23 protein-coding genes are annotated in these 22811 nt (G+C 72.3%); 14 read left to right on the top strand and 9 right to left on the bottom strand.

Annotated elements, in window-relative coordinates; all coding sequences use genetic code 11:
* Window positions 1-18: 18 nt before the first annotated feature.
* Together SRB17_RS21745 and SRB17_RS21740 are read left to right on the top strand one after the other, a co-directional pair.
* On the top strand, window positions 19-777 hold the full coding sequence (locus SRB17_RS21745; protein WP_153541381.1) for an IclR family transcriptional regulator: 759 nt from the start codon (window positions 19-21) through the stop codon (window positions 775-777).
* Between the two features lie 101 nt (window positions 778-878).
* Entirely contained in the window at window positions 879-2087 is a 1209-nt protein-coding gene (locus SRB17_RS21740; protein WP_228396192.1) for a PP2C family protein-serine/threonine phosphatase, read from the top strand.
* Between the two features lie 118 nt (window positions 2088-2205).
* Here SRB17_RS21740 and SRB17_RS21735 read toward each other — a convergent pair whose 3' ends face one another.
* Window positions 2206-2640, bottom strand: coding sequence for an ATP-binding protein (locus tag SRB17_RS21735; RefSeq protein WP_153541379.1), 435 nt, complete (start codon window positions 2638-2640; stop codon window positions 2206-2208).
* Between the two features lie 177 nt (window positions 2641-2817).
* Here SRB17_RS21735 and SRB17_RS21730 point away from each other — a divergent pair, with 177 nt between their 5' ends.
* From SRB17_RS21730 to SRB17_RS21720, 3 genes are all read left to right on the top strand, one after another.
* Window positions 2818-3585 carry an IclR family transcriptional regulator gene (locus SRB17_RS21730; RefSeq protein WP_153541377.1) on the top strand — a complete coding sequence of 256 codons (768 nt, stop codon included), beginning with the start codon at window positions 2818-2820 and terminating at the stop codon, window positions 3583-3585.
* A 45-nt stretch (window positions 3586-3630) separates the two neighbouring features.
* Entirely contained in the window at window positions 3631-5145 is a 1515-nt protein-coding gene (gene glpK, locus SRB17_RS21725; protein ID WP_153541375.1) for a glycerol kinase GlpK, read from the top strand.
* 174 nt (window positions 5146-5319) lie between these two features.
* On the top strand, window positions 5320-6363 hold the full coding sequence (locus SRB17_RS21720) for a zinc-dependent alcohol dehydrogenase (protein ID WP_153541373.1): 1044 nt from the start codon (window positions 5320-5322) through the stop codon (window positions 6361-6363).
* An 11-nt stretch (window positions 6364-6374) separates the two neighbouring features.
* Here SRB17_RS21720 and SRB17_RS21715 read toward each other — a convergent pair whose 3' ends face one another.
* Window positions 6375-7025, bottom strand: a complete 651-nt coding sequence (locus SRB17_RS21715) for a TetR/AcrR family transcriptional regulator (RefSeq protein WP_153542321.1) — start codon at window positions 7023-7025, stop codon at window positions 6375-6377.
* 320 nt (window positions 7026-7345) lie between these two features.
* On the opposite strand from SRB17_RS21715, the gene SRB17_RS21710 reads away from it, so the two are divergent.
* From SRB17_RS21710 to hemC, 5 genes are all read left to right on the top strand, one after another.
* Entirely contained in the window at window positions 7346-8818 is a 1473-nt protein-coding gene (locus SRB17_RS21710) for an MFS transporter (protein WP_153541371.1), read from the top strand.
* A 286-nt stretch (window positions 8819-9104) separates the two neighbouring features.
* The gene (locus tag SRB17_RS21705) at window positions 9105-10085 is read left to right on the top strand and encodes an ATP-dependent DNA ligase (protein ID WP_323376202.1); all 981 of its coding nucleotides are present in this window, start codon (window positions 9105-9107) and stop codon (window positions 10083-10085) included.
* Window positions 10086-10171: 86 nt separating this feature from the next.
* On the top strand, window positions 10172-10690 hold the full coding sequence (locus tag SRB17_RS21700) for a hypothetical protein (protein WP_153541369.1): 519 nt from the start codon (window positions 10172-10174) through the stop codon (window positions 10688-10690).
* A complete protein-coding gene (locus tag SRB17_RS21695; RefSeq protein ID WP_323376059.1) occupies window positions 10687-11163 on the top strand; it encodes a GNAT family N-acetyltransferase in 477 nt (158 codons plus the stop codon). Before SRB17_RS21700 ends, SRB17_RS21695 begins: the two co-directional genes overlap by 4 nt.
* A 450-nt stretch (window positions 11164-11613) precedes the next feature.
* Complete coding sequence (gene hemC, locus SRB17_RS21690; RefSeq protein WP_153541367.1) at window positions 11614-12549, top strand: hydroxymethylbilane synthase; 936 nt, start codon at window positions 11614-11616, stop codon at window positions 12547-12549.
* Between the two features lie 141 nt (window positions 12550-12690).
* Here the strand turns inward: hemC and SRB17_RS21685 are convergent, their stop codons facing one another.
* The 4 genes from SRB17_RS21685 to SRB17_RS21670 all read right to left on the bottom strand — a co-directional run bounded on the left by SRB17_RS21685 (window position 12691) and on the right by SRB17_RS21670 (window position 16224).
* Window positions 12691-13224: a hypothetical protein gene (locus SRB17_RS21685; RefSeq protein WP_323376058.1), complete on the bottom strand. Its 534-nt coding sequence runs from the start codon at window positions 13222-13224 to the stop codon at window positions 12691-12693.
* A 190-nt stretch (window positions 13225-13414) separates the two neighbouring features.
* Window positions 13415-14275, bottom strand: a complete 861-nt coding sequence (locus SRB17_RS21680; RefSeq protein WP_153541365.1) for an ABC transporter permease — start codon at window positions 14273-14275, stop codon at window positions 13415-13417.
* Complete coding sequence (locus tag SRB17_RS21675; protein ID WP_323376201.1) at window positions 14235-15044, bottom strand: ATP-binding cassette domain-containing protein; 810 nt, start codon at window positions 15042-15044, stop codon at window positions 14235-14237. Before SRB17_RS21675 ends, SRB17_RS21680 begins: the two co-directional genes overlap by 41 nt.
* A gap of 679 nt (window positions 15045-15723) precedes the next feature.
* The gene (locus SRB17_RS21670) at window positions 15724-16224 is read right to left on the bottom strand and encodes a MarR family winged helix-turn-helix transcriptional regulator (RefSeq protein ID WP_323376057.1); all 501 of its coding nucleotides are present in this window, start codon (window positions 16222-16224) and stop codon (window positions 15724-15726) included.
* 254 nt (window positions 16225-16478) lie between these two features.
* Between SRB17_RS21670 and SRB17_RS21665 the strand changes: the two genes are divergently transcribed.
* Window positions 16479-17270 carry an RNA polymerase sigma factor SigF gene (locus SRB17_RS21665; protein WP_153541363.1) on the top strand — a complete coding sequence of 264 codons (792 nt, stop codon included), beginning with the start codon at window positions 16479-16481 and terminating at the stop codon, window positions 17268-17270.
* A gap of 19 nt (window positions 17271-17289) precedes the next feature.
* Here SRB17_RS21665 and SRB17_RS21660 read toward each other — a convergent pair whose 3' ends face one another.
* A complete protein-coding gene (locus SRB17_RS21660) occupies window positions 17290-17604 on the bottom strand; it encodes an ANTAR domain-containing protein (RefSeq protein ID WP_153541361.1) in 315 nt (104 codons plus the stop codon).
* Window positions 17605-17732: 128 nt separating this feature from the next.
* On the opposite strand from SRB17_RS21660, the gene SRB17_RS21655 reads away from it, so the two are divergent.
* On the top strand, window positions 17733-18542 hold the full coding sequence (locus SRB17_RS21655) for a VOC family protein (RefSeq protein WP_153541359.1): 810 nt from the start codon (window positions 17733-17735) through the stop codon (window positions 18540-18542).
* Between the two features lie 59 nt (window positions 18543-18601).
* Here the strand turns inward: SRB17_RS21655 and glgX are convergent, their stop codons facing one another.
* Complete coding sequence (gene glgX / locus SRB17_RS21650) at window positions 18602-20755, bottom strand: glycogen debranching protein GlgX (RefSeq protein ID WP_323376056.1); 2154 nt, start codon at window positions 20753-20755, stop codon at window positions 18602-18604.
* Entirely contained in the window at window positions 20752-21306 is a 555-nt protein-coding gene (locus SRB17_RS21645; RefSeq protein ID WP_153541357.1) for a pep a2, read from the bottom strand. The genes glgX and SRB17_RS21645 overlap by 4 nt, the downstream gene beginning before the upstream one ends.
* A gap of 327 nt (window positions 21307-21633) precedes the next feature.
* Here SRB17_RS21645 and SRB17_RS21640 point away from each other — a divergent pair, with 327 nt between their 5' ends.
* Window positions 21634-21933, top strand: coding sequence for a DUF5133 domain-containing protein (locus tag SRB17_RS21640; protein WP_153541355.1), 300 nt, complete (start codon window positions 21634-21636; stop codon window positions 21931-21933).
* Window positions 21934-22039: 106 nt separating this feature from the next.
* Window positions 22040-22811, top strand: a 772-nt coding sequence (locus tag SRB17_RS21635; RefSeq protein ID WP_153541353.1) for a maltotransferase domain-containing protein, incomplete at its 3' end; no start/stop codon positions are given.

The following is a 22811-nucleotide window of genomic DNA, read 5'->3' as shown; positions in this document are numbered from 1 at the left end:
CCGGCGCAGGCTGGTCCTATGGGTGCTCAGGACGGCCCCACGCTGATCTCTTCCGTACAGCGGGCGTTCCGCCTGCTGGAGGCGGTGAGCGTGCACGAGAACGGCGCGCCGGCGAAGCAACTGGCACGCGAGACGGAGCTGCCGCTGGCCACCGCCTATCACCTGCTGCGCACCCTCGTGCACGACGGATACGTGCGCAAGCTGGACGACGGCGGCTTCGTCCTGGGTGACAAGCTGAACTCCCTGCGGACGGCGGGCCACACACAGTCACTGCTCACCCGGGTGCGCCCGACGCTGGCCGCCCTGCGGGACGAGCTGTCCAGCCCCGCCTACCTCACGTTCTACGAGGACGGCGAGATCCGGGTGGCCGAGATCGTGGACAGCGCCCGCATGCCCCGGGTGGATCTCTGGGTGGGTTTCGAGGATGCCGGGCACGCCACGGCGCTGGGCAAGTCCGTGCTGCGCGAGCTGGACGAGGACGCCCGCAAGGAATACCTGTCCCGGCACCAGCTCGCCGAACTGACACCCCGGACGATCACCAGTCTTCCGGAGCTGCTCCGCCGGATCGAGGCGCCCCCCTTGGCACCGGCCGTCACGGATCTGGAGGAGTACGCGCTCGGCACCGTGTGCGTCGCCGTGCCCGTCTACCGCGGGAACACGCTCGGCTCGCTCGGCGTCTCCCTGCCGACGGAGCGGCGCGCCCGGATCGAGGAGATCCGGGCACGCCTGCTGTCCGTTGCGAGCCGGGTGACCAGGAGCCTCTCGCTCACTATCTGAAATTCCGCGCCTTGTGGCTGCCTCGCCAAGACCGTTTGCTTGATGAAAAGGGACATTCCGGGTGTCTAGCACACCGTGGAGACGAGGACTGCTGACCAAACATGAGCCAGACCGGATACGAGGGCGGCGACCGTACGGCGATGCGACTGTTGAGGAACCGTGTGACCGGCGTCCGTGGACCGGTCCGCCGGCCCGCCACCGGGCGGCCGGCCGCGGGACTGCCCGTGCCGCCGCTGCTCCCGGTGCTCCCAGTGCTCCCGGTGCTGGTCGTCGCCATCGTCGCCCTGTTCGGCGCCGCCGTGGGCGGGGGGCTGATCTGGCTGCCGCTGCTGGCGGCCGGGCCCGCCCTGGCGGCCGCCACCAACCAGCCGCGCGGTGTGCTGTGCGCCGGTCTCCTCGCCGCGGCGACGGGCGCGGCGCTGGGCATCGCGCACGGGGTACCGGCCCGCGAACTGACCGTCGTGCTCGCCGCCCTGCTGGCCGTCACCGCGGCGAGCGACCTGGCCAGCACGCTGCGCGGCCGTCGGGAACGGGTCCTCGCGGCCGTTCGCTCGGTCGCCGAGGCCGCTCAGCACGCCCTGCTGCAGCCGGTCCCGGACACCGTCGGCCCGTTCCAGGTGGCCGTCCGCTACAGCGCCGCGGCGGCGGAGGCGCGGATCGGCGGGGATCTCTACGCCCTGGTGTCCACGCCCCACGGGATCAGGCTGATCGTCGGCGACGTGCGCGGCAAGGGCCTGCCCGCCGTGGGAACCGCCGCCCTCGTGCTCGGGGTGTTCCGCGAGGCCGCCCATGACGAGCCCGATCTGCTCGACGTCGTCGCGAGGATCGAGCGGAGCCTGGCCCGCAACCTCGGTCCCGACGACTTCGTCACCGCCGTGGTCGCCGGATGTCCGCGACCGGGACACCTGGAGATCGTCAACTGCGGGCATACGCCGCCGCTGCTGGTGTCCGCCTCCGGAGAGGTCGCGGCGGTGGAGCCCTCCCGTCCCGCTCCGCCCCTCGGGTTGCGCGCCCTCGCGGGCCAGACCCCCCGCCTGCAGCGTCTGCCGTTCGCGGTGGGAGACCAACTGCTGCTCTACACCGACGGGGTCACGGAGGCCCGCGATCACGCCCGTGCCTTCTATCCGCTGGCCGAGGGGGTGGCCCGCCATGTGTGCGACGAGCCGGCGCGCACCCTCACCGCGCTCCATGACGAACTGCTGGCGCATGTGGGCGGCCGGCTGCACGACGACGCCGCCCTGCTCCTGCTCCGGCGGAGCAGCGCGGACGAGCCGGCGTACGTACCGGCGTGGTGCGAGGCCGCACTCTAGGCCCTGTCGTCAGACTCCCTCCCCCAGAGCACGCACCTACGACGTACATAGCCGCTCCGCGGCGGGCGCGAGGCCCGCCCTCCCGGCGGACGACGGGAGTTTGACCACAGGATCTGGGTCAGGGCGTCCGCGGCCCGACGAGTTCGGCCCACCGGGTGACTCCGTCGAGGTGGGTGCGTATGCCGTGGCGAGTCGCCAGGGCGTGGACGATCGTCTCGCCCCTGCCGTGCTCGTCCGGGTCCGTCCCGATGAGGAACCCGCCCACCGGAAGGGCGGGGCCCGCGTCGCTGACCTCGATGTGCAGGGTGCGGTCGCCGTCGCCCTGCACCCACGACAGCCGGAGCACGGCCGGGGGCCGGGCGTGCACGATCGCGTTGGTGACGAGTTCCGACACCACGAGCAGCGCGTCCTCGACGAGGAGCGGACACACGCTCCAGTCGGCGAGCACCACCGCGGCGCGACGGCGTACGGCCGAGACGGCGCCGGCGACGGGCGGCACCGGACACACGTGTTCGTATGCCGCCTGAACCAGCGTCTTGAGCTGTGCCGCCATGTTCTCTCCCGATGGTTGTACGGCCCGGTCCGGCGCCGTCATTCCGGCGCGTTCCGGACTCGCAAGCACGCTAAGGAGACAAATCGGGCCGGTCAATGAACCGTGGTCGGCATTACCGAACGCCCGCCCGTCCTCGCCCACGGGGCACGGCGTGCGTGCGGGTAATAGGCTCGCTTCATGGCCGGCCCAGTCCAGTCCATCGAACGGGCGGCGGCGATTCTGCGTCTGCTCGCCGGCGGGCCCCGCCGCCTCGGTCTCGGCGAGGTGGCGGCCTCGCTCGGGCTGGCCAAGGGCACCGCGCACGGCATTCTGCGCACGCTCCAGCACGTGGACTTCGTGGAGCAGGACGCGGCGACCGGGAAGTACCAGCTCGGAGCCGCCCTGTTGCACCTCGGTACCAGCTACCTCGACGTCAACGAGCTGCGCTCGCGCTCGCTGAACTGGGCCGACGCCCTGGCCGCCCGCAGTGGGGAGGCGGTACGCCTGGGCACGCCGCTGGAGGGCAGTGTCCTCGTCGTCCACCACGTCTTCCGGCCGGACGACACCTTCCAGACCCTGGACGTGGGCGCGCTGCTGCCGCTGCACGCCTCCTCGCTCGGCAAGGTGCTGCTGGCGTACGGGACCGCGGGCGTGGACCCGGCCCAGGGACGGGGGCTGGAGGCGTACACCCGGCACACCCTGGCCGATCCCGAGCGGCTCGCCCGTGCGCTCGCGGAGGTCAGGGAACTCGGATGGGCCGCCGAGATCCAGGAGATGAGCATGGGCGAGGCCGGGATCGCCGCACCGATCCGCGGGCACGGCGGCCTTGTCGTCGGCGCCATCGGGCTGTCCGGGCCGGTCGAGCGGATCTGCGACAGCCACGGCCACCCCCGTCCGAGCCTGATCACGCTGCTCCGCGAGGCCGCCCGGGCCATCTCCAGAGACCTGGGAGCCGCCCGCTGGTAGGCCAGGACAGCCGGCCCCTCGATCCGTCGGAAGGCAGACCCGATCATGGCTGAACGGTACGTAATGTCCATCGATCAGGGCACCAACTCGACCCGATGCATCCTGTTCGACCACCGCGGGCGGCTGGTCTCGGTCGCGCAGAAGGAACACCAGCAGCACTTCCCCAGGCCCGGCTGGGTGGAGCACGACGCCATGGAGATCTGGCACAACCTGCGGCACATCGTGCCCGAGGCGCTCTCCGACACCGGCGTCGCCAAGGAGCAGGTCGTCGCCATCGGCCTGGCCAACCAGCGCGAGACGACGGTGCTCTGGGACCGGCGGACCGGCGCCCCGCTGGGCCGGGCGATCGTCTGGCAGGACACCCGCACGGCTCCGCTCGTCGACGACCTCATGCAGAGCCCCGGGGAGGCGTTCTTCCTCCAGCGGTGCGCCCTGCCGCCCTCGACCTACTTCTCCGCGCTGCGGATCCGGTGGCTGTTCGACCACGTCAAGGGGGTCGAACAGCGCGCCAAGGACGGCGAGGTGCTGTTCGGGACGATGGAGAGCTGGCTGATCTGGAATCTCACCGGGGGCGCCGCGGGCGGCCTGCACATCACCGACGCCACCAACGCCAGCCGCACCATGCTGATGAACATCCGCACGCTCACCTGGGACGACGAACTGCTGGCCTTCTTCGGCGTGCCGCGCGCGATGCTGCCCGAGATCCGGCCGTCCGCGGAAACCTACGGCGAAGCCCGCTCGCTGCTGCCCGGGGTCTCGATCACGGCCGCCCTCGGCGACCAGCAGGCCGCCCTCTTCGGCCAGACCTGCTTCTCCCCCGGCGAGGCCAAGTGCACCTACGGAACGGGCAGCTTCCTGCTGCTCAACACCGGAACCGAGCTGGTGCGGTCCCGGCACGGGCTCCTCACGACCGTCGCGTACAAGATCGGGAACCGGCCGCAGGCCTACGCCCTGGAAGGGTCGATAGCCGTCACCGGCGCACTCGTCCAGTGGTTCCGTGACCGGCTCGGCCTGATCAGCAGCGCCCCGGAGATCGAGACCCTCGCACGGACGGTCGAGGACAACGGCGGCTGCTACATCGTCCCCGCGTTCTCGGGACTGTTCGCGCCCCGCTGGCGCAGCGACGCACGCGGGGTCATCGTCGGCCTCACCTCGTACATCACCAAGGGACACCTGGCGCGTGCCGTCCTGGAGGCCACCGGATGGCAGACCCGGGAGGTGGTCGACGCCATGAACGCCGACTCCTCGGTGTCCCTCCGGCAGCTCAAGGTGGACGGGGGCATGACCGCGGACAACCTGCTCATGCAGTTCGTGGCCGACGTGCTCGACGTGCCCGTGGTACGGCCCATGGTCGCCGAGACGGTCTCGTTGGGCGCCGCCTACGCGGCCGGGCTCGCCACCGGCTACTGGCCCGATCTGGAAGTGCTGCGCCGCAACTGGCACCGGGCCGCCCAGTGGCTGCCCGACATGGACCCCGGCCTGCGGGAGTCGGAGTACGACAACTGGCAGCGGGCCGTCGAGCGGTCGCTGGGCTGGGTCGGACCACCGCGATCCCCCTGAGGCCGACGTGGCGGGAGGCGGTCTGCGTCGGAGGGCCCAAACCATTTACTTGCTTGACTCAAGTAAGCCAGATGCGCTTGCCTAACTCAAGCAAACCCCCAGCCGCTCTCTCCGCCCGGTTCCGTCCGAGGGCACCTCCTCGAGCCCGCCCGACCTCTCGAAAGCGAGTCATCCATGGCCACCATGATGCCCGTGAAGACAGGCGCCGCAGGGCAGATCGAGGTGGTGGACGTCGAGCGGCCCGAGCCCGGGCCGAAGGACGTGCTCGTGAAGATCCGCGCCTGTGGCATCTGCGGTACCGACCTCGCCTTCGTACACATGGGCGGCATGCCGGCCCGCGCCCATCTGGGCGGTGAGCTCGTCCCGGTCCCCCTGGGGCACGAGCCGGCCGGGGAGATCGTCGAGGTCGGCGCGGGGGTCACGGGCCTCAAGGCCGGAGACCGGGTGGTCGTCAACCCGCAGGACGCGCCCACCGGGATCATCGGCTGCGGCGGCAGGCACGGCGGCATGACTGAGTACCTGCTGATCGAGAACGCCGTCGCGGGCAGAAGCGTGGCGGTGTTCCCCGACTTCGTGCCCTTCGACGTGGCCTCGCTCAACGAGCCGATGGCGGTCGCCCTGCACTGCGTCAACCGGTCCGGGGCACGGCCGTCGGAGAAGGTGGTGGTGTTCGGTGCCGGGCCCATCGGGCTCGGTGCCACGATCTGGCTGAAGCTGCGGGGCGTGCGGCACGTGGTCGTGGTGGATGTGCTGCCGGACCGGCTGGAGAAGGCCCTCGCCGTCGGCGCGGACGCGGTGATCGACTCGCGCGCGGAGGACGTGGCCGCGCGGCTGACCGAGCTGCACGGCGAGGGCGCCAACGCGCTCGGCCAGCCGCGGCCGGACACCGACGTGTACATCGACGCCGCCGGTGCGACGGCCGTCTTCAACACCGTGGTCGGCGCGGCCAAGTGGGGTGCGCGGCTGGTCATGGTGGCCGTACAGAAGAAGGGTTCGGAGATCGACCTGGGCGGGATGCTGCGCAGCGAGCTGACGCTCGTCGCGTCACAGGGGTATCCCACGGAGATCTTCGAGGTGACGCCTCAGCTCGTCGAACACCACCAGCGCTTCGCGCAGTTGATCAGCCACCGGGTGCCGTTCGCCGAGGCGGACCGGGCCTTCCGGCTGGCGCTGACACCGGGGGCGGCCGAGAAGGTCGTGGTGACCTTCGATGCGTAGGGCCGAGGGACTCAGCAAGCACGCCCGACCGGGGCCAGCCACAGCCCCAGGATGGCGTCCGTGAGGCCCGTGGCCGCCTCCGGCCAGGTGGCTCTGGGGGTCGGGGTGCCCTCGGCGAGGGAGCGTTCGCGCTCGGCGCAGGTGTGCAGGATCAGCAGGCGGACCATCTGGCCGCGTTCGGCGCGGACCTCGGGCGGCAGTTCCGGAAGGGTGCGGTTCAGCCCCTCGATCGCCTGCCGCAGCGCCGGCGAGGCCATGGACTCCTCGACCATGATCTCGTGCAGCGCCGGGTCGGTCATGACCTGGGCGCAGAACCGGGCGTACCAGGTCGGACTGCCGAGCCCGGCCAGATGCTCGGTCACCGGGCGCACCAGGCAGTCGACCCAGTCGCGTACGTCGGTGGAGTCGCCGGCCGCGGCGAGGGCCCGCTCTCTGAGCACCTCGATGCGCTCGGCGTGCCGGCGGGCCACCGCGCGGACCAGATCGGCCTTGGTGCCGAAGTGGTAGCCGACCGCCGCGTTGTTGCCCTGGCCGGCGGCCTCGCTGACCTGGCGGTTGGAGACGGCGTACACGCCGTGTTCGGCGAACAGCCGTTCCGCCGCGGTCAGGATCGCCTCCCGCGTCGCGCTCACCTGCTCGGCCCGCGCCGTCCTGCGCGCCATGCTCACCACCGCTCCGGGACCGTGCAGCGCGCCGGGGCGGTCGGTCCCGCGCACCGCCCCGGGCCCTCGACCGGGGCGGCGAGGTCCAGCCGAAGAAGCCTACGGTGCGCGCCCGCCCCGCCGGGGACGGGCCCCGCGCGCGGCACCATTTCAGCTCGCTAAGGTAAGTCAAGCACTTGACTTAAACTGAGGGGGCCCGGCCTTACGGCCGATACCCGTGTGTCCACTTGTCGATTTGTCCGTTCGCCCGCGCGTTGTCCGTTCGCCCACGCACTGTCCATCGGTCCGCGCGAACCACTCCTCGGAAGGTCCTGCTCCTCATGTCCGACGCCCCCGCCCGGCCCGCCGAGGCCGGCAGATCCGTTCCGTCGCGGCCGGGTGCCGTGGTCGCGGTGCTGGCCCTGGCCGGTATCACCGTGTCGCTGATGCAGACCCTGGTCATCCCGATCGTGCCGGAGCTCCCCGGCTATCTGCACGCCTCGGCGTCCGACGCCGCCTGGGCGGTCACGGCCACCCTGCTGGCGGCCGCCGTCGCCACTCCGGTGGCGGGGCGGCTCGGTGACATGTTCGGCAAGCGGCGCCTGCTGCTCGTCAGCCTGGTGCTGCTGGTGGCCGGTTCGGTCGTGTGCGCGTTCAGCGACGCGCTGGTCCCGATGATCGTCGGCCGTACTCTGCAGGGCCTCGCCGCGGCCGTGGTGCCGCTCGGCATCAGCATCATGCGGGACGAGCTGCCGCCGGAGAAGCTGGCGGGCGCGACCGCGCTGATGAGCGCCTCGCTCGGCGTCGGCGGTGCGCTCGGCCTGCCCGCCGCCGCGTTCATCGCCGACCACTTCGACTGGCACGTGCTGTTCTGGACGTCCGCCTCCCTCGGCGTCGTCGCGTTCGCGTGCGTACGGACCCTGGTACCGGAGTCCGGGGTGCGCACCGGTGGCCGTTTCGACCTCGTCGGGGCGCTCGGCATGGCCGTCGGGCTGGTCTCCCTGCTGCTGGCCGTCTCCAAGGGCGCCGACTGGGGCTGGGGCAGCGGCACCACCCTGGGTCTGTTCGCGCTCGCGGTCGTCGTCCTGGTCGCCTGGGGCCTCTTCGAACTGCGCACGGACGCACCGCTGGTGGACCTGCGCACCACGGCGCGCCGCCAGGTGCTCTTCACCAACCTGGCGTCCGTCGCGTTCGGCTTCTCGATGTTCGCGATGTCCCTCGTCCTTCCGCAGTTGCTCCAGCTACCCACGCAGACCGGCTACGGCCTCGGCCGGTCCATGCTCACCGTGGGAGTCGTCATGGCCCCGCAGGGCCTGGTGATGATGGCCATGGCACCGGTGTCCGCCATGATCACCAAGTCGCGGGGCCCGAAGATCACGCTGATGCTGGGAGCGTTGATCGTCGCCGCCGGCTACGGCCTCAACATCGTGATGATGAGCCAGGTCTGGCAGCTGATCCTGGTGTCCTGTGTCATCGGCGCGGGCGTCGGTTTCGCCTACGGCGCCATGCCGGCCCTGATCATGGGGGCGGTCCCGGCGTCCGAGACGGCCGCCGCGAACAGCCTCAACACGCTGATGCGGTCCATCGGCACGTCCGTGGCCAGCGCGGTCGCCGGGGTGATCCTGGCGCAGCTGACGATCAGTCTGGGCGGCCACGCGCTGCCGTCGGAGAACGGCTTCAAGGTCGTCATGGCGATCGGCGCGGGCGCGGCGATCCTTGCCTTCGCCCTCGCCTCGTTCCTCCCCCGGCCCCGCCCGGCCACCCCGGCCCCCGCACCGGCGCCCACGGAACCCTCGGCAGAGACGGTCGGCTGAGGCGGGGCGGCCGGCGAGGAGGAGCCGGCCGCCTGAGGCGGAGCCAGCCGCCTGAGACAGGACCGGCCGCCTGAGACGGGGCCGCCGGCGAAGCGGAGACGCTCGGCTGAAACGGGTCGGTCGGCTGAGACGGGGCCGGCCGGCAACGCCGGCCGCGCCCGTCCGTGCGCGCGACCGCGCCCGTGTGTCCCGCGGCACGCGGGCGGTGCGGGCCCGTTCAGGGGAACCCGCGACCGAAGGCGCGTGAGGCCGGCGGGAGCGGTCGAGACCTTCAGCCGTGACCGCCGTGCCCCTGCCCCTCATCGCGCCGATGCTCGCCACCCCCGGCGCCCTGCCGCCCGCCACCCAGGATCCGCGGTGGGCCTACGAGACCAAGCAGGACGGCCAGCGGGTGATGGTCTATCTGCCCGGCGACGGCAGCGTGCTGCTGCGCGCCCGCTCGGGCGAGGACATCACCGCGGCCTATCCCGAACTGCGGCCGCTCGGCGGCGCACTGGGCACCACGCCCGCCGTGCTCGACGGTGAGGTGCTCGCCCTCGACGAACAGGGCCGGGCCGACTTCCAGCTGCTGCAGAGCCGCATGGGCCTGGCGCACGCCCCTGCGCGGGCGGCACGCCGGGCCGCCCAGGTGCCGGTGCATCTGGTGCTGTTCGACGTGCCGTACTGCGAGGAGTCCCTGCTGCGGCTGCCGTACGTACGGCGGCGGGCCCGGCTCACGGAGCTGGGCCTGGCCGGGCCGTACTGGTCGACCCCGGGTGCGGTGACCGGACACGGCGCCGAGGCGCTCGCGGCGACCCGGGAGCACGGCCTGGAGGGTCTGGTGTGCAAGCGGCTGGACTCGGTGTACGAGCCCGGGGTCCGCTCACGTGCCTGGATCAAGATCCGGAACATGCGCGCGGAGGACGTGATCGTCGGCGGCTGGCTGCCGGGCAAAGGGCGGCTGAGCGGGCTGCCCGGTGCGGTGCTGGTCGGCCAGCGCGACGAGACCGGCCGACTGCGGTACGTCGGCGGAGTGGGCACCGGCTGGAGCGAGGCGGAGCGCACGGATCTGGCCGGGCGGCTGCGGGAAGCGGCGAGCGGGCGGTGCCCGTTCGATCCGGTGCCACGCATCCCGGACGCCCGCTGGGTGCTGCCCCGGCTGGTCGGCGAGGTCAGCTACAGCACCCGTACCCGGGCGGGTCTCCTGCGCCAGCCGTCCTGGCTGCGGCTCCGCCCGGACCTCACCCCGGAGGAATCCGCGGCGGACCTGCCGGAGGGCTTCGGCTGAGGAGAACCGCCGGTACGCCGCCGAGCCGTACCGTGCGCCGCCGCCCCGCCATGGACGCCCGCACACCGAGCCACCATCATGGCGGGATGGATCTTCACGTGGAGCTGCCCCCGGCGATCGACGCGCCCGGACTGCTCGCCCTCGCCGAGGGGCATCACGGCCGTACCGCCCGGGGGTTGGGCGTCCGGGAAGCCGCTGGTCATCTTGTCAAGGTGTACGTGCTGCAGGCGCCGGGGCGTACGGTCGGTCCGCGGGCCGTGGCGACGGCGCTGGACCTGGCCGCGGGCCACCTGGCCCTGGGAGGGGCGCGCGGCTCGCTGGGCCTCGCGGTGCTGATCGTGCATGCGGGCGGCGACGGCGACTACGTCCTCGTGCACAGCTGGATCGAGGGACACATGTCCGACCTGGCCGTGTTCACCGGCCCGGCCGGGCGGCCCGCGGCGCTGCGGCCGGGCCGGGCGGGGCTCGCGCCCTGCGTCTGGGAGGCCGCGCTGCTCGCGCACGAGCGGGAGGCGTTCTCCCGGCACGTCCTGGACGGCGAGGGCCCGCTCGCCGAACGCCTGACCGCCTGGAGCACCGACGCCCTGGAGGGCGAGGTCCGGTGACGGGCACTGCTCGGGTGCGCCACGCCGACCGAGCCGATCTGCCGCGCGTGGCCGAACTGGCCGCCCAGCACGCCGCGTACGAACGCGCCGCCCCGCCGGTGCCGGACCTCGCCGCCCGGCTGGCCGGCCTGATGTTCGACACGCCCGCCCCGCGGCTGCGCTGCCTGGTCGCCGAGGCCCCGGACGGCGAGATCGTCGGCTACGCCACCTGCGCGCCCGAACTGTCCACCTGGGACGGGCGGGAGTATCTGCACATGGACTGCCTGTTCCTGGCCCCCGGCCACCGCGGTCTCGGCCTCGGACCGCTGCTCGTGGACGCGGTGGTCGCCGAGGCCCGGCGGCTCGGCGTCATGGAGGTGCAGTGGCAGACGCCCGCCTGGAACGAGGGGGCGGTCCGGTTCTACGACCGGCTCGGCGCCCGCGCCAAGGAGAAGCTGCGCTACAGCCTCCCGGTCGCCGAAGCCGGCTCCTGAGCCGGGAACCGGTCGCTTCCCGGGAGCGGCGCCCGCGCTCCCGGACCACAGGGGTGCGGGCGCGCGCGTACGACGCCGGGCCGCGGGCCGCGAACCGTTCGCGCCCGGGCGGCCCACCGGGAGCGGCTCGCCGCCGTGGCCACCTGCCGGGCGGGCCTCTGCCGGGAAGGATGATCCCCGGCGCGCACGGCTGCCGCGGACCTTCGGGAGCCGTACGCGCTGAGCCGGGTCGGTGCCGCGCTGCGCCGCGACCGTCCCGACGCACTGGGCGGCGCGCACGTCGAGGCGGTCGACGCGGGAGGCGCGGAGACGCGGGCGGCGAGGCAGTGCGGAGACGCGGGCGGCCCCGGCCGAGTGGCGTGGCAGTGACCCGATGCGGCGCCGGTGCCTGCTGCGCACTTGCGAGCAGGCCCTGACCGGGCGTCGGGCCCCAGGGTCTATCGTGTCCCCATGTCCGTCCCGGAATTGATCCGCATCGTCTCCCGCGACTCCCCCATGGCCCTGGCCCAAGTCGAGCGGGTCCGCGCCGAGTTGGCAGCCCTGCACCCCGGGGTGCGCACCGAGGTGGTACCGGTGAAGACCACCGGCGACAAGTGGCTCGGCGATCTGTCCAAGGTCGAGGGCAAGGGGGCGTTCACCAAGGAGGTCGACGCGGCCCTGCTGGCCGGGGAGGCCGATCTCGCGGTGCACTGCGTCAAGGACGTGCCCGCCGACCGGCCGCTGCCCGCCGGGACGGTGTTCGCCGCCTTCCTGAAGCGGGACGACATCCGCGACGCGCTGGTGCACCCGGGCGGTTTCACCCTGGACGAACTGCCGGCCGGCACCCGGATCGGCACCTCCGCGGTGCGCCGGGTGGCCCAACTGTCCGCCACACACCCGCACCTGGAATGCGTGCCGTTCCGCGGCAACGCCAACCGCCGCCTGGAGAAGCTGGCCGCCGGGGACGCGGACGCCCTGCTGCTGGCGATGTCCGGCCTGGAGCGGATCGGCCGCACGGACGTGATCAGCGAGGTGCTGTCGGCCGAGACGATGATGCCGCCGATCGGCGCGGGCATCCTCGCCCTGCAGTGCCGGGAGGACGACACCGCTGTGATCGACATCGTCAGCGGGCTCGGCGACCCGGACACCCATCGCGAGGCGACGGCCGAGCGGATGTTCCTGCATGTGCTCCAGGGCCACTGCAACAGCCCGATCGCCGGCTACGCGCGCGTGGACCGCAGCGGGGAACTGTCCTTGCGGGCGTGTGTGTTCACCCCGGACGGCAAGACCAGGCTGAACGCCCACGAATGGGCGGGGCGGCTCGATCCCGCCACGCTCGGCACCTCGGTCGCGGTGGCGCTGCTGCGGCAGGGCGCGCGGGAGATCATCGACGGCATTCCGCACTGACCGCACCGATCGCTCGGTCCGGCACGGTTCGTACGGCGGCTCCGTCCCGGATCTACGGGGCTCCGTCCCGGACCTGCGGCGGCTCCGTCCCGGACCTACGACGGCTCCGTCCCAGACCTACGACGGCCCCCGGCGCCGGTGTCAGGCGGTGCCGGGCTCCGTCTGGTCCCTCAGGTCCTTCAGGAAGGCGCTGACCTGGTGGGCCAGGCTGCCCTGCCCGGCGGCCGCCGGGGTGGCCGCCGTGGCCGCCTCCAGGACGCCGATGCCGCCGGTCCACAGCCGGCGGTCGGCCCACTCGTCCTCCACCCGCAGCTGCACCTGCACGTCCACATGCGCGAGGGCGGCCTCGGGGGCGGCGGCGTAGAGCACGGCGGTGGCCCGGCGCAGCGGGTAGACGTCGAAGCCCTCGATGAACTGCGAGTTGCGCCAGTCGATGAACGCGCCCTCGCCGTCGGAACCGACCCGGACGTCGATCTGGCCGTCCTCCAGGTGGATGCCGTAGTGCCGGGCGCCGCGGTTCTCGACCGTCACCCGGACACTGAAGTACGTCAGCCCGGCGGCGGCGTCGTCGCGTCCGCGCGGCGGCTCCGCGGCCTCCAGACGGTGGACGCGGACCCGCAGACCGGCATGCTCGTCGTACTCGTGCCAGTCCCCGACCACGTTCGGCTCGTACACAGTGCCCCTCTCGACCTTCGAGAGCTGCTGTCTATCTGTGCGCTGAGCGCACTGTCAAATGAGCAGAATGCGCTGTGGCCAGGGGGTTCGCCCGCTTTGATCGCTGATCAAGCGCTGCGCAGGAAGGATGCGTCCGAAGCGCTTTCGGCGGGGGTGCGGGTGCGTGCCGCACATCACGTCCGCGGCAAGATCACCGGGCCAGCCGGCCGAGCAGTGCGGAGGCCGCGGCGATGCCGAGCGCGGCGGCCACCGCCAGGACGGCGAAGTCGGTGCCGAGGTGCGCGGGAGTGCCGAGCAGCAGGCCCCGCAGGGCGTCGACTTGATAGCTCAGCGGGTTGACCTTGCTGACGGCCTGGAGCCAGCCCGGCATCACCGAGACGGGGTACAGGGCGTTGGAGCCGAAGAACAGCGGCATGGTGATCGCCTGGCCGAAGCCCATCAGCCGGTCGCGGCTGAGCACGATGCCGGCGATGGTCATCGACAGGCACGAGAAGAACGCGGAGGCGAGCACCACGGCGAGGGCGACGCCGAGCAGCTTCAGCGGGTTCCAGGTGAGGGCGACGCCGAGCACGGCGGCGATGACGATCACGACGACCGCCTGGACCAGCGACTTCACCCCGGCGGCGAACGCCTTGCCGGTGATCAGTGCCGAACGCGGGGTCGGGGTGACGAGAAGCTTGTTCAGGATGCCGGCGTCGCGTTCCCAGATGATCTGGATGCCGTAGAAGATCGCGATGAACATCGCCGACTGGGCGATGATGCCGGGCGCCATGAAGTCGATGTACGGGACGCCGCCGGTGGGTATCGCCCGGATCCGGGTGAAGGTCTGGCCGAAGATCAGCAGCCACAGGGCGGGCTGGACCGCGCGGGTGTACAGCTCGGTGCGGTCGTGGCGCAGCTTCTGCAGCTCGACGGCGCACATGGCGCCGACCCGGGCGGGCAGCAGCCGCCAGCCGGCGCGCGGCACGGGCGGGCTGAGCAGCAGGGCGGTGTCGCCACCGGGGACGCGGTCAGCCGACGCGGCGCGCGGTGCGGCGGGTGCTGCGGACATCGCGGAAACCTCCTCCGGAGTGGTCGTCGAGGCCGCTGCCGGCGACGTCGCGGAAGACGTCCTCCAGCGTGGGCAGGGTGTCGGTGCCCTTGCGCTCGGCGAGGCCGCGGCGCAGCTCGTCCGGGGTGCCGAGGGCGCGGCTGCGGCCGCGGTGCATCAGGCCGACCCGGTCGCAGTACTGGTCGGCCTCGTCCATGTAGTGGGTGGTCACGAGGACGGTCATCCCGGTGGCCGCGCGGACGGCGTTGATGTGCTCCCAGACGCCGGTGCGGGCGATGGGGTCGAGTCCGATGGTGGGCTCGTCGAGGATCAGCAGCCGGGGCGCGCTGACCAGGGCCTGGGCGAGTTCGAGCCGGCGGACCATGCCGCCGGAGTACGTCCCGGCGAGGCGGTCGGCGGCATCGCCGAGGCCGACGGCGGCCAGCGCCTGGCCGACCCGTTCGGCGCGTTCGCGCCGGGGCACGTCGAAGACACGGGCGAACAGCGCGACGTTCTCCCGGCCGGTCAGCCCGCTGTCGGCGGACAACTGCTGCGGGACGTAGCCGAGCAGCCGGCGCACCGCCATCCGCTCCTTGGCCGCGTCGTGCCCGAAGACGCCGACCATGCCGGCCGGCACGGGCAGCAGCGTGGTGATGCAGCGGATGGCGGTGGTCTTGCCGGCCCCGTTGGGCCCGAGCAACCCGAACACCTCCCCCTCCCGCACGGCCAGATCGAGCCCGTCGACGGCATTGGTGTCCCCGAAGGAATAGGCGAGCCGGGTACAGCTCACGGCATCGGCGCGTCCGGGGGCGGGGGTGGCTGCGCGCCGCGCTGCTTCGGCGGCAGCACCGACGGCGTCCGCCCCGGACGCGAGGCCGGCCGCGGGACGCGCCGCTTCGGCGGCAGCACCGAAGGCCCCAGCAGGTTCCGGGGCGGGGGTGGCTGCCGCGCACGCCGCATCACCGGCGGCGTCACCGGTACCGGGAACGCGGGCGACTGCACGCCGCGCGGCTTCGGCGGCAGCGCCGACGGCGTCCGCCCCGGACGCGAGGCCGGCCGCGGGACGCGCCGCTTCGGCGGCAGCGCCGACGGCCCCACCAGGTTCCGGGGCGGGGGTGACTGCCGCGCACGCCACAGCACCGGCGGCGTCACCGGTACCGGGAACGCGGGTGACTGCACGCCGCGCGGCCTCGGCGGCAGCACCGACGGCCCCGGCAGGTTCCGGGGCGTCGCCGGATGCGGAGGGCGCGCCGGCGGTTCCGGCGGAGCCGATGGCTGCGGTGGCCGACCCGGGCGTCTCTGTGGGCTCGTCAGGGGGCTCGCCGACGGCTCCGGCGTGTCCGTCGGCGGTTGCGGACGCGGCGTCGGGACTGTCGGTGGCCGCGGACGCGGCGTCGGGGCTGTCGGTGGTGTCCACGGCGTCCCCAGGGGTGTCGGTGGTGTCCCTCGTCATGGGCTCTGGACCTCCGTCATGCTTCCTCGGCCTCCTCGTGCAGGCCGGCCGCCAGCTTGCGCAGCGCCGGGAGGGCCGCGCGCAGGGTCTCCCGGTCGGTGTCGTCGAGGCGGGACACGTGCCGGCCGACCAGTTCGGCCCGGCGCCGCTTCCAGTCGTCGAGCCGTTTCTCGGCGGTCGCGGTCAGCTGCAGCCGGGCCGCGCGCCGGTCGGCGGGGTCGGTCTCACGGAGCAGGTATCCGCCCCGGACCAGCTGGTTGACCAGGGTCGACACGGAGTTGCCCGCCAGGTGCAGTGCCCTGGCCGCGTCCGAGATGCCGATGCCGGGCCGGGACTCGACGAGCCGGAGCAGTTCCACCTCGGCACCGCGCAGCCGGGGCACGCTCAGCCCGCCGCGCAGCCGCCGCCGGATCAGCCGCTGGATGCGCACCAGCGCGTCCGCCAGCTCCTCCGGAAAGGTCTCCCCCGGAAAGGTCCCGGACTCCGTTGCCACTCGCTGCGCCGTCTCGGACTCCACACAAGAAGATTACCTCTGCTACAGAGGTAATGCCCGCCAAGGGGAGGTCAAGGAACTGCCCGACTGCATCCCATTTGCACTTAATTGTTTTGTGATGTCCGGGAGGGGGAAAACGAAGCACAGTGCTTCGGACCGTAGGCACGTCCGTGGGAGTCGGCTCCTTGCCGCCGACCGCCCCGTTGCCCCATTCCTGGTCCGAGCGCGCCTCCCACGGTGTCTGTCACCACCAGCACCTGCCGAGAGAGGCGCGCACCATGCCCGTCACCGGCACCACCACCTCCCATCCCCACGACGACGCCCCCGACACGGCGGAGTCCTTCGAGCGGCTCGCGAAGCTGCCCGACGGTCCCGAGCGGCGGGCGTTGCGCGATGAACTCGTCGAGTTGTGGCTGCCCATGGCCGAGCGGATCGCCGTGCGGTTCCGCGGCCGCGGGGAGACCCTGGAGGACCTGTACCAGGTGGCCGCCCTCGGTCTGGTGAAGGCCGTCGACCACTACGACCCCGGGCGTGGCCGTGCCTTCGAGGCGTACGCCGTGCCCACCATCACCGGTGAGATCAAGCGCCACTTCCGCGACCACATGTGGACCCTGCACGTGCCGCGCCGGGTGCAGGACCTGCGCAACCGGGTCCGCTCCGCCGCGAAGGAACTGGCCCAGAGCACCTCGGGGCGCCCGCCCACCGTGGCGGAGATCGCCGCCCACACGCGGCTCAGCGAGGACGAGGTGCGCACCGGCATGGAGGCGCTCGAGTGCTTCTCCGCGCTGTCCCTGGACGCCGAAGTGGCCGGCACCGACGGCTACGCCCTCGGGGACTCCCTCGGCAGCCCCGATCCCGGGTACGAACTCGTGGTCGACCGGGCCGCCGTCAAGCCGATTCTCGAGGCCCTGCCGGAACGCGAGCGCATCATCCTCTACCTGCGGTTCTTCCGCGGTATGACGCAGAGCCGGATCGCCCAGCAACTGGGCATCTCGCAGATGCACGTCTCCCGGCTGCTCAGTAGCTGCTTCGACCGGCTGCGCGAGGAACTGCTCGCCGAGGCCCGCTGAATCCGGGCCCGGCCCCGGCTCAGTCCTCCGAGGTCCCGGGCACCTGAGTGGGGCCGTACCGATCCAGGGCGTCCTCCAACTCGGCGCGGACCTCGGGCGGGATGTCGCCGCGGCGGCCCCAGATGAGGATCAGCTCGGCGATGTTGCGCAGCTTGATGTTGGTGTGCTGGGAGACCTCCTTCAGCACCTCCCAGCCCTCGTCCGGGGTCACCCTGCCCAGGGCCACGACCATCCCGATCGCCTGGTCGACGACCGCGTGGGAGACCACGGCCTCCTTCATCTGGTCGACCTCGGCCTGCAGCGCGGAGATCCGGTCGGGATCGTTCGCTCCCATGTCCCCATCGTGCTCGCCCGCCTGCGGCGATGCCACCGGGGGTACTCGACAGGCACCCGAAGCCCCTCCGGTTGGACACTGGAGCCAGAGCGGTGGCCGCCCGGCCCCGAGAGCAGGACGCGACCGACATGAACCACAACGCCCCCGTCAGCGGTGGACCGCGGAAACGAGACGTCGTCTCCACGCACTCCGTCTTCGGCGCCCCGTGCTGGGTGAGCCTGACCAGCCGTGACCTCGAGGCCACCCAGGACTTCTACTCGGCCGTCCTGGGCTGGCGATGGCGCGGCGTGAAGCTCGGCGACCACTTCAGGATCGCGCTGGCGGACGGGGTGCCGGTGGCCGGGATCGCCGCCGTCGCCTCCATGTGGCAGATGGCCGTGGCCTGGACGCCGTACTTCGCCGTGCCGGACGCCGACGTGGCCGTGGCCCGGGTCCGCGAACGCGGCGGCACGGCGGCCGTCGGACCGCTGTCCTTCCCACCGGGCCGGGCCGCACTGCTCGCCGACCGGGACGGGGCCACCTTCGGCATCTGGCAGGGGGAACTGGTCTCCAACTGGGAGGCGTGGCGGCGGGCGGCCCCGACCTTCGTACGGCTGCACACCCGCGACGCCTTCGACGCCGCGATGTTCTACGGCGAGGTCCTCGACTGGGCGTCCGGGCTGCCGGGTTGCTGCGAGGTGGAGTACGAGGGCGGAGAGGTGGTGCTGCGCAGCCGGGGCGACATCGTGGCGCGCATCGACTCGGGTGCGTTGGAGTCGGCACCCGACCCCTCCGTCCGGCCGCACTGGCAGATCCACTTCGCCGTCGCGGACGTCACGGACTGCGCCCGGGCGGCGGAGAAGCACGGCGGCAGCGTACTGTGCGAGGACGAGAACGAGGCGATCCTCCGGGACGCCGACGGGGCTCAGTTCACGGTGACGGCACGCCGGGTTCGCTGAACCCGCCGGTTCGGGTCGAAACGGCGCGAGCAGCCACAACCGACCCGCAGACGACCAACTCAGCGCGCCACCCTGGACGGACGGGACGGACGCGACAGCAGGACGACACTGCGGGCCTCCACGCGAAGCCTGGTACCGGCCTTGCGTTCGCGTTCGTCGGGGATGCCGTCCGGTTCGGCGGTGTCGATCAGGGTCGTCCAGCGCTCGCCGAAGGTGTCGTCGGGCAGGCGGAAGTCGACCGGTTCCCAGTAGCCGTTGACGAGCAGCAGGAAGGAGTCGTCGACCATCCGGCGACCGTGGGCGTCGCGCTCGGCGATGGCGTCGCCGTTGAGGAACACCCCCACCGAGTGCGCGTCCCCGCGCTGCCAGTCCCGGTCGGTCATCTCACGGGCGTCGGGCCTGAGCCACATCAGATCGGGCAGCGGTTGCCTGGCGTTGGTCGCGGTCTCACCGCGGAAGAAGCGGCGGCGGCGCAGCACGGGGTGCGCGGCACGCAGGGCGATCACATGCCGGGTGAAGTCGGCGAGGCTGCGCTGCTCGTCCGTCAACTCCCAGTCGATCCAGGAGACTTCGTTGTCCTGGCAGTAGGCGTTGTTGTTGCCCCGCTGCGTGCGGCCGAGTTCGTCGCCGTGGCAGAGCATCGGGATGCCCTGCGACAGCAGCAGCGTGGCCAGCATGTTGCGCTGCTGGCGGGCGCGCAGTTCGAGGACCGCGGGGTCCTTGGTGGGGCCCTCCACCCCGCAGTTCCAGGACCGGTTGTGGCTCTCGCCGTCCCGGTTGTCCTCGCCGTTGGCCTCGTTGTGCTTGTCGTTGTACGACACCAGGTCGCGCAGGGTGAAACCGTCGTGCGCGGTGACGAAGTTGACGCTCGCGCGCGGCCGGCGCCGGCTGTGCTGGTACAGGTCGGAGGAGCCGGTCAGCCGGGAGGCGAACTCACCGAGCGAGCCGGGCTCGGCCCGCCAGAAGTCCCGTACGGCGTCCCGGTACTTGCCGTTCCACTCCGACCACAGCGGCGGGAAGTTGCCGACCTGGTAGCCGCCCTCCCCCACGTCCCAGGGTTCGGCGATGAGCTTGACGCGGCTGATGACCGGGTCCTGCTGGATCAGGTCGAAGAACGCAGAGAGCCGGTCCACCTCGTGGAACTGCCGGGCCAGCGTGGCCGCGAGGTCGAAGCGGAAGCCGTCGACATGCATCTCGGTGACCCAGTACCGCAGCGAGTCCATGATCAGCTGCAGCACGTAGGGGTGCCGCATCAGCAGGCTGTTGCCGGTGCCGGTGGTGTCGTAGTAGTGCGCCCAGTCGCCGTCGACCAGGCGGTAGTAGGAGGCGTTGTCGATGCCCCGGAAGGACAGCGTGGGGCCCATCTCGTTGCCCTCGGCGGTGTGGTTGTAGACCACGTCGAGGATCACTTCGAGACCGGCGGCGTGCAGCGCCTTCACCATGGCCTTGAACTCGTTGACCTGCTGGCCGAGGGTGCCGAAGGCGGCGTAGGCGTTGTGCGGGGCGAAGAAGCCGATGGTGTTGTAGCCCCAGTAGTTGGACAGGCCGCGGTCCTGCAGCACGCCGTCCTGCACGAACTGGTGCACCGGCATCAGCTCCACCGCGGTCACCCCGAGCGAGGTCAGGTGCTCGATGACGGCGGGGTGGGCGAGGCCCGCGTAGGTGCCGCGCAGCCGCTCGGGCACGTCGGGATGGGTGCGGGTCAGGCCGCGTACATGGGCCTCGTAGATCACCGAGTCCGAGTACGGCGTCCGGGGCGGGCGGTCGTCGCCCCAGTCGAAGTACGGGTCGGTGACCACGCCGAGCATGGAGTGCCCGGCGCTGTCCGCCGGGGCGGGGCCGTCCGGGGCGCGCTCGTACAGCGAGGCGTGGTTGTCGATCTGGCCGTCCACGGCGCGGGCGTACGGGTCGAGCAGCAGTTTCTTCGGATTGCACCGGTGGCCGAGCGAGGGCTGCCAGGGGCCGTGGACCCGGTAGCCGTAGCGCTGGCCCGGCCCGATGCCGGGCAGACAGGCGTGCCAGACGAATCCGTCGACCTCGTGCAACCGGACGGGGGTCTCGGTGCCGGTGTCGTCGACGAGGATCAGGTCGACCCGGTCGGCCACCTCGCTGAACAGGGCGAAGTTGGTGCCCTGGCCGTCGAACACGGCACCCAACGGATAGGGCTGCCCGCTCCACACGGGCAGCCCTTTGCGTCTCCTGCGGGCGGTCACCGGCTGCCCTCCAGGGCGTCTTCCGGTACGGCGCCAACGGCGGCCGGCGCGGCGAGCGCGTCGTCCATGGCCTCCGCCGGCGCGGCCAGCACCGCCACCGGCGTCTCGCGCGGCACCTGCAGCCCCTGCCGCAGCGTCGGCGCGGGGGCGATCGGTACCAGCGGGACGCGCTGACCGGCGCGGGCCCGCTGCGAGAACCAGATGATCTTGCTGCCGGTGTCCGAGGCGCAGCAGCCCCAGCCGTCACTCATGGCGGCGATGTCCGCCAGGCAGGACCGCAGGTCCTGGTCGGGGCGCAGGTCCGGGTCGTCGTCGCCGAAGGCGGTGATGAGGTGCTGGCCGTTCCACCACATCTCGATGGAGGTGTGCTTGACCTTCGCATGCTCGTCGATCGCCCGCAGCAGCAGTTCGGCGCCGCGGCAGACGGGATCCGTGAGGTTCTCGAGATCCCAGTAGCGGAGATGGGCGGCCAGGATGCGGCTGACCTGTACCACCCGTTCCGGGCTGACTTCCACGTCGAGGTGGTAGTAGCAGGGCACTGCGGTCTTCATCGTCGCTTGCTCCTCACCGGCGAAGCTCTCGCTCCCCTCGCCCGCCCGGGAGAGGTCCCGGATGCCCGTCCGGGAGGGATCCCGGACACATAGCGTGAGCGCTGATCGCTTCTGAGTCACCTCCACGGTGAGGGCACTACGCCATTCGTGCAACACGAGGGCCCGACACACAACCGTCGTTGAAGATCCAACAAGACGCTGCGTCGTCGTCCGTGCACCATAAGTGAAAGCCTCGATCGCCGTAACGGTGCCGTGCCCTTCCGTGCGCGGACACCACCCGACCGTCGGGAACGCGCCCAGTCGAGAGCGTGGAGGGTGAAGAGGGCAATGCTGCTACCCGCCAAGGCCGAAGTGGCCCGGGCGTTGCGGCGTTACCGGGCGTGGGAGCGCGTGATGCTCGCCTCGCCCCACGACCGCACGGTCCGGGCCACCTTCGAGGACTCGGGCTACACGCTGTGCGTACTGATGGGCAAACGCTGCGCCCGCGAGGCCGCGGACGCCGCCGAACGCTATCTGCGCACGAATCTGGTCACCTACCTGCGCGAGCAGGACGGACGGCCGCGGCCGCGCCGATCGGCCAGAAGAGCGCCGCCGTCGGAGCGGCGTTCCACGGCGCCGAGCCCCTGAGCTGGCACCGTACAAGGCGTTCCCCCGGGGCCGGCGTGAGTCGGCCCCTCTCGGATCGCGAAGCCGGGCCGGGTGCCCGGCTTCGCGCACGGCGGAGGTGAGATACATGCGCAGGACCCCGGCCATCGGCCGCGTACCGGTCCGTGACGTCCGGCCGGCCGTGGAGTGCGGCAGGCGCCCGGCGAAGGCGGTGACCGGGGAGACCTTCCAGGTCACCGCCACCGTGTTCCGTGAAGGGCACGATGCCGTGGGTGCCAATGTGGTCCTGCGCGATCCCAAGGGCCGCCGTGGCCCGTGGACGCCGATGCGGGAGCTGTCCCCCGGCAGTGACCTGTGGGGTGCGGACGTCACTCCGGACGCGACGGGCCGCTGGACCTTCCGGGTGGAGGCCTGGAGCCATCCGCTGGCGACCTGGCGGCACGCCGCCTCGGTCAAGGTGCCGGCCGGGATCGACATCGGGCTGGTGCTGGAGGAGGGTGCCGAGCTCTACGAGCGTGCGGCCGCCGGAGTGCCGAAGGGCCCGGAGCGAACCCTTGTCCTCGCCGCCGCGCAGGCTCTCGGCGACGACTCCCTGCCCGTGCACGAGCGCCTGGAGTCCGCCCTGTCGCCCGAGGTGGACGCGCTGCTGGACCGCTATCCGTTGCGGGAGCTGGTCACCGCCTCCGACCCCATGCCGCTGCTGGTCGAGCGCGAACGCGCCCTGTACGGCTCCTGGTACGAGTTCTTCCCACGCTCCGAGGGCACCGCCGAAGAGCCGCACGGCACCTTCCGCACGGCCGCGCGCCGGCTGGAGGCGATCGCGGACATGGGCTTCGACGTGGTCTACCTCCCGCCCGTTCACCCCATCGGTACGACGTTCCGCAAGGGGCGCAACAACA

This window comes from Streptomyces sp. RB17 (assembly GCF_009604455.1).
GTDB lineage: Bacteria > Actinomycetota > Actinomycetes > Streptomycetales > Streptomycetaceae > Streptomyces.
This window is presented reverse-complemented; position numbering and strand designations above follow the sequence as displayed.

Bases quoted from the DNA above. Each gene is read 5' to 3' on its own strand.
- SRB17_RS21745 (WP_153541381.1), top strand. From the start codon at position 19: ATGGGTGCTCAGGACGGCCCCACGCTGATCTCTTCCGTACAGCGGGCG.
- SRB17_RS21740 (WP_228396192.1), top strand. From the start codon at position 879: ATGAGCCAGACCGGATACGAGGGCGGCGACCGTACGGCGATGCGACTG.
- SRB17_RS21735 (WP_153541379.1), bottom strand. From the start codon at position 2,640: ATGGCGGCACAGCTCAAGACGCTGGTTCAGGCGGCATACGAACACGTG.
- SRB17_RS21730 (WP_153541377.1), top strand. From the start codon at position 2,818: ATGGCCGGCCCAGTCCAGTCCATCGAACGGGCGGCGGCGATTCTGCGT.
- glpK (WP_153541375.1), top strand. From the start codon at position 3,631: ATGGCTGAACGGTACGTAATGTCCATCGATCAGGGCACCAACTCGACC.
- SRB17_RS21720 (WP_153541373.1), top strand. From the start codon at position 5,320: ATGGCCACCATGATGCCCGTGAAGACAGGCGCCGCAGGGCAGATCGAG.
- SRB17_RS21715 (WP_153542321.1), bottom strand. From the start codon at position 7,025: ATGGCGCGCAGGACGGCGCGGGCCGAGCAGGTGAGCGCGACGCGGGAG.
- SRB17_RS21710 (WP_153541371.1), top strand. From the start codon at position 7,346: ATGTCCGACGCCCCCGCCCGGCCCGCCGAGGCCGGCAGATCCGTTCCG.
- SRB17_RS21700 (WP_153541369.1), top strand. From the start codon at position 10,172: ATGGATCTTCACGTGGAGCTGCCCCCGGCGATCGACGCGCCCGGACTG.
- hemC (WP_153541367.1), top strand. From the start codon at position 11,614: ATGTCCGTCCCGGAATTGATCCGCATCGTCTCCCGCGACTCCCCCATG.
- SRB17_RS21680 (WP_153541365.1), bottom strand. From the start codon at position 14,275: ATGTCCGCAGCACCCGCCGCACCGCGCGCCGCGTCGGCTGACCGCGTC.
- SRB17_RS21665 (WP_153541363.1), top strand. From the start codon at position 16,479: ATGCCCGTCACCGGCACCACCACCTCCCATCCCCACGACGACGCCCCC.
- SRB17_RS21660 (WP_153541361.1), bottom strand. From the start codon at position 17,604: ATGGGAGCGAACGATCCCGACCGGATCTCCGCGCTGCAGGCCGAGGTC.
- SRB17_RS21655 (WP_153541359.1), top strand. From the start codon at position 17,733: ATGAACCACAACGCCCCCGTCAGCGGTGGACCGCGGAAACGAGACGTC.
- SRB17_RS21645 (WP_153541357.1), bottom strand. From the start codon at position 21,306: ATGAAGACCGCAGTGCCCTGCTACTACCACCTCGACGTGGAAGTCAGC.
- SRB17_RS21640 (WP_153541355.1), top strand. From the start codon at position 21,634: ATGCTGCTACCCGCCAAGGCCGAAGTGGCCCGGGCGTTGCGGCGTTAC.